At 73.2% G+C, this 4,931-nt stretch carries 5 protein-coding genes; all 5 read right to left on the bottom strand.

Annotated elements, in window-relative coordinates:
* Positions 1-184: 184 nt before the first annotated feature.
* Positions 185-1,288 carry a GNAT family N-acetyltransferase gene (locus AC31A1_RS46755; RefSeq protein ID WP_489659152.1) on the bottom strand — a complete coding sequence of 368 codons (1,104 nt, stop codon included), beginning with the start codon at positions 1,286-1,288 and terminating at the stop codon, positions 185-187.
* Positions 1,285-1,917 carry a YveK family protein gene (locus AC31A1_RS46750; RefSeq protein WP_489659151.1) on the bottom strand — a complete coding sequence of 211 codons (633 nt, stop codon included), beginning with the start codon at positions 1,915-1,917 and terminating at the stop codon, positions 1,285-1,287. Before AC31A1_RS46750 ends, AC31A1_RS46755 begins: the two co-directional genes overlap by 4 nt.
* On the bottom strand, positions 1,914-3,068 hold the full coding sequence (locus AC31A1_RS46745) for a glycosyltransferase (RefSeq protein WP_489659150.1): 1,155 nt from the start codon (positions 3,066-3,068) through the stop codon (positions 1,914-1,916). The genes AC31A1_RS46750 and AC31A1_RS46745 overlap by 4 nt, the downstream gene beginning before the upstream one ends.
* Positions 3,065-3,823 carry a polysaccharide deacetylase family protein gene (locus AC31A1_RS46740; RefSeq protein WP_489659149.1) on the bottom strand — a complete coding sequence of 253 codons (759 nt, stop codon included), beginning with the start codon at positions 3,821-3,823 and terminating at the stop codon, positions 3,065-3,067. Before AC31A1_RS46740 ends, AC31A1_RS46745 begins: the two co-directional genes overlap by 4 nt.
* Positions 3,807-4,931: murein biosynthesis integral membrane protein MurJ (gene murJ, locus AC31A1_RS46735; protein WP_489659148.1), on the bottom strand; the 1,125-nt coding region annotated here is incomplete at its 5' end. The genes murJ and AC31A1_RS46740, both read right to left, overlap by 17 nt.

Below are 4,931 nucleotides of genomic sequence, written 5' to 3'. Positions count from 1 at the left end.
ACCCCGGTCACCCCGGAGCCGACCAAGCCGGCCACGCCCACCACACCTCCCACCCCGACGCACCCGGCCAACTGCTCGCCGGTCGAGCTGGGCGACTGGGTGGAGTACTGGCTCGGCGGGAAGCTGTGCGTGAAGTTCGACTGGTGGCAGCGCGACCGCTGAACCAGAGGTGGCGGCGGGCCGCTCACGGTCCGTCGCCACCGCGTTCCCTCCACTTCCGCAGGAGCACCTTGCCCCGCCGGCGCGCGGCGACATCGCAGACGACCGCCGACATCAGCGGCGCCGTACGCCGCCGGGCCAGCAACAGCCGCTGGTTGACGACCGGTTCGGGCCGCCAGTGATGCTTGTACGGCTCGTCCCCGCGCAACAGGCTGAGCGTGCGCGGCTCGTCGGCGCCGGTGTGCTCGGCACACGCGTCGAGCAGCATCACCGCCACATCCGCCTTCCGCTCCCGCAGCCGCGGATGCGCGCCGTAGAGATAACCGCCCGCGAGCCGCCGCGACAAGAGCGTGAGGTCTACGGCGACCACGTCCTCGTCGAGCCGGAACTCGGTGACGACGGCGTCCCCGGAGCGCACCATCGGCCCGACCGAGCGCACGAGGTGCTCGCAGAACCGGGTCTGTAGATGCTCGGACGTCACCTTCCGTCCCTGCCACTGGAGTTGGTGCAGTTCCAGCAGCCGCCGAAGCGCCGAGTCCACCCCGTCCGGCTGTACGACGTGACGCTCGACGCCGAGTGCGGTCAGCTTGCGGAGCTTGGCGCGGACGCGTTGGGCCTTGGAGGAGGGGAGACGGGCGACCAGTTCGTCCATCGGTACGGCGGGCAGCTCCAGGCACAGCGAGTCGTGGACGCGGCGGCGGGGGCCGCGCCAGCGGTCGTAGACGCGCTCGACCGCGCCGCCGGGGCGCACTTCGCGGAAGTCGATCAGCGCGGTGCGGGCGGCGGACGCGAGGCCCTCGGTGAGCGCGGCGACGGCCGGGTCGCCGTGGTCGTCGTCCAGCAGGACGTCCCCGTAGTCGGAGATCGCGCCGCCGAGCGGGACCAGCGCGGGCACCGGGCGTCGTACGAGCATCAGGGGTGCGGCGGCGGCGAGTTCGCGGCCGTCGCGGACAACGAGCAGGCGCAGACGGCCCGTTCGGCCGTACGACAGCCACCAGGAGTGCAGCCAGGCGTGGGACTGGAACGGGGTCGCCGCGCCGCACTTCCGGTACAACCGGCCCCAGGCCGGGGCGAGTTCGGCGAACTCCTGGGCGTCGGTGACGAGTTCGGCCGAGTACACCGGTGTCACAGGACGTCGGCCGCGGTGGCCGGGCTGGGCACGGAGGCGGGCCGGCCGGTCTCGTCGGTGGTCCGGCGCGGCCGGACGAGCAGCAGCAGGCCGCCGAGGAGGCCGCCCGCGCTCGCGCCGACCAGGCCGGTCACCGAGGCCGAGGCCGAGGTGGGCGCGGTCGGCTTGATGGCGCGGGCGAAAGTCTGGAGTTCGACGTGGGTCGCGGCCTTCGAGTCGTTCGCGTGCACGGTCAGCGAGCGGGACACGGCGTTGGCCATGTCGGCGGCGAGGTCGGCGCGCGAGGAGGTGGCCGTCACGGCGACCATCGGCGCGTCCGGCGAGGTCGCCGTCTGCACGCTCGACTGGAGCGTCTTCACCGGCACGCCCGCCCACACCTGCGCGTCCCCGAGCACCGCGAGCTGCGTGGCGACCCGGCCGTAGGCCTGCGCGAAACCGAGGGCGGTCGAGGAGTCGGCCTTGTCGGTGGGTACGGCGATGACGTAGCTGGTGGCCGTGTACGTCGGCGGTTTGACGATGCCGTACGCGCCGCCGAGCAGGCCGCCGGTCACGGCGCCGGCCGCGAGGAGGGACCAGGCAGGGAGGGCTTTCGCGCGGCTGAGGGGGAGGTGCTGTCGGATCTCGGTCATGAGGAACTGGCTCCCTGGGGTGCGGGGGACGGCGACGAGGTGGAGACCGCGGCCGCGTACACGTCCATGAGTTGCGCGGCGCTGCGGGTGATGCAGTAGTGGTGGGCGGCGTCCGGGGCGGTGCGCGGCCGCGGGCCCTGCGCGCGGGCCGCCGCCAGCGCGCGGGCGAAGACCTCGGGGCCGCCCTGCACACGCCGGGCGGCGGCCGCGGCCTGCGGGGGGAGGTCCTCGATGGCGGGGCAGGAGGCGTAGAGCACCGGCAGCCCGGACGCCAGTCCCTCCACGACCGCCAGACCGAAGGCCTCCTCGGGGGACGGGGAGGCGAGCAGGTCCATGGCGGCGGTGAGGGAGGGCAGGTCGGGGCCCGGTGAGCCGTCGGGCACATAGGGGCGTTCGCCGGTGAACAGCACCCGGTCGGCGACCCCGTAGTCCTGGGCCGTACGGCGCAGCAGGTTCTCCTCGGTGCCGCCGCCGACCAGCAACAGCCAGTAGTCGGAAGGGAGTTGAGCGAGGGCGCGGATCAGAACGTCGAAGCGTTTGCCTGCCGCGAGCCGGCCGATGCCGCCGACGACGTACGCGCCCTCGGGCAGGCCGAGGCGTTGGCGGGTGCGCAGGCGTTGCACCGGGTCGAAGCGGAAGCGGGCCAGGTCGATGCCGTTGGGGACGACCTCGATGCGCGGCCCGGGCACGCCCCAGCGCTTGAGGCGTTCGGCGACCGTCGGGGAGACGGCGACCGTGGAGCGGCCCAGACGTTCGCTGGCGAGGTACAGGGCGCGGACCCCGGTGCTGAGGCCGCGGCCCTCCATCTGTGAGTCGCCCAGGGAGTGTTCGGTGGCGACGACCGCCTTCACGCCGGCGATCCGGGCGGCGAGCCGGCCGTAGACGCAGGCGCGGTAGAGGTGGGTGTGGACGAGGTCGTAGCCGCCGGTGCGGATGAGGCGGACCAGGCGGGGGAGGGCGGCGAGGTCGCGGTTGCCGGTCATGCCGAGGTGGAAGACGCGCACCCCGTCGGCGGTCAGGCCGTCGGCGACCGCGCCCGGGTTGGTGAGCGTCACGACGTCGCAGTCGACCGGCAAGTGGCGGATGAGCAGCCGCAGTTGCTGCTCGGCGCCGCCGACGCCGAGCCCGGTGATGATGTGCAGGGCCCTCATGCGAGCCCCTCCACCGGACGCCGGCGCAGGCGGTGCAGCCGGTACTTGAGGAAGAGGCGTACGGCGGTGTCGTTCTGGCCGATGTGGACGCGGGGGAGCGCGAGCGGGCCGCCCAGGTCGCCGGGGTCGATGGCGCAGGCGTAGGTGTAACCGGCCTCGCGGACGGCGTCCAGGGCGCGGGCGTCGATCGTGCCGTAGGGGTAACAGAAGCCGTCGACGGGGGAGTTGAGCAACTCCTGGAGCCTGGAACGGCTTTCGGCGACCTCGGCGCGCAGGGTGGCGTCGTCCGCCTTCGTGAGGTCGACGTGGGTGAGTCCGTGCGAGCCGATCTCGACGCCCCCGGCGGCCGCTTGGTGGATGCCGTCGGCGGTGAGGAGGGGTTTGCGGGGGCCCAGCGGGTCCCAGGTGTTGTCGCCGCCGAGGCGGCCGGGGAGTACGAAGAGGGTGGCGCCGCAGTCCCAACGGGCCAGCAGGGGGAGAGCGTTGGTGACGAAGTCGGCGTAGCCGTCGTCGAAGGTGAGACCGACCAGACCGTGCCCCTCGCCCCGGGCACGGGCGGCGAGCAGGTCGCCCATGGAGACGCCCCGCAGACCGCGCCGGCGCAGCCAACTCAGCTGCTGTTCAAGGCGGTCGGGGGTGACGGTGATGCGATACGGGTCGTCGGAGCAGTCGCCTACGGAGTGGTACATCGCCACCCACGGGACCGGGCCCGTGGCGCGTCTGCCGGTGGTCGGGGAATCAACGGGAGCGGCCATGGATGAGCCTTCGTGTGACGGAGCGTACGGTTTCCAGTGCGGGTGCGAAGCCCTGGGCGCCCAGGGCCCAGCCGAGCAGGACGAAGACGACGGTGACGGTCGTGCAGCCGACGGTCAGACCGAGCAGCGGCGAGGGCAGCGCGCGGGCCACGAACGCCCCCGCGATCGTGGCGACCACGGCCGCGCGCACCGGCCGGCTCAGCTCGATCAGGACCTGCCGGGTGCGGAGCGGGACACTGCGCGGGCCCGATCCGTAGAGCAGGAGCAGGGCGGTGAAGGTGATGCCCGTGGCGTTGGCGACGGCGATGCCGATGACGCCCCAGGGGCCGACCGTCCAGGCGCCGATCCAGGTGGTCACGACGATGCCGGCGGCCATCGCGCCGACCGGGTACCAGGTGGGGCGGCCCGCCGAGAAGTAGGAGCGGACCAGGACGCCGACCAGGGTCTGGCCGAGCAGTCCGAGGGCGTACACGCGCATCACACCGGCCGTGGCGGCGGTGTCGTGGGCGGTGAACGCGCCGCGCTGGAAGAGGAGTTGGATGATCTGCGGGGCGCAGGCGATCACCGTGGCGGCGCCGAGCAGCACCAGGCAGGCGGCGAGCGCGAGGTCCCGCTCGACGCGGTTGCGGGCTTTCTCCGTGTCGCCCTCGGCCAGCGCCCGTGCGACCACCGGGAAGGTGACCGTACACAGCATCAGCGAGAGCACCATCGGCATCTGGGCGACCTTCTGCGCGTAGTTCAGATGCGAGATGGCGCCGGCCGGCAGGTGGGAGGCGAGGAAGCGCTCGATCAATACCTGCGACTGACGGCACAGTGCGAAGAGCAGCACGGTGGCCATCAGGGCGAGGTTCATCCGGCGGGGTTCGGCGGGGCCGGTGTCCGCGTCCGGGGTGGTGGGCTTGTGGCTCGTCAACTGGCGCCACAGCGCGGGGAGTTGGGTCAGCACCATCAGGACGCCGCCCCCGGCCACACCGAGGGCCGCCGAGCGGACGCCCCAGTGGGCGCCGAAGGCGTACATCCCGGCGATGATGCCGATGTTGTACGCCACGTAGATCGCCGCCGGGGCTACGAAGCGGCGGTGGGCGCGGAGCGCCGCGCTGCAGTAGCC

It is taken from the genome of Streptomyces sp. P5F9 (assembly GCF_057961495.1).
Note: the sequence above shows the minus strand (reverse complement) of the source record. Positions and strands in the feature narration are given on the sequence as shown.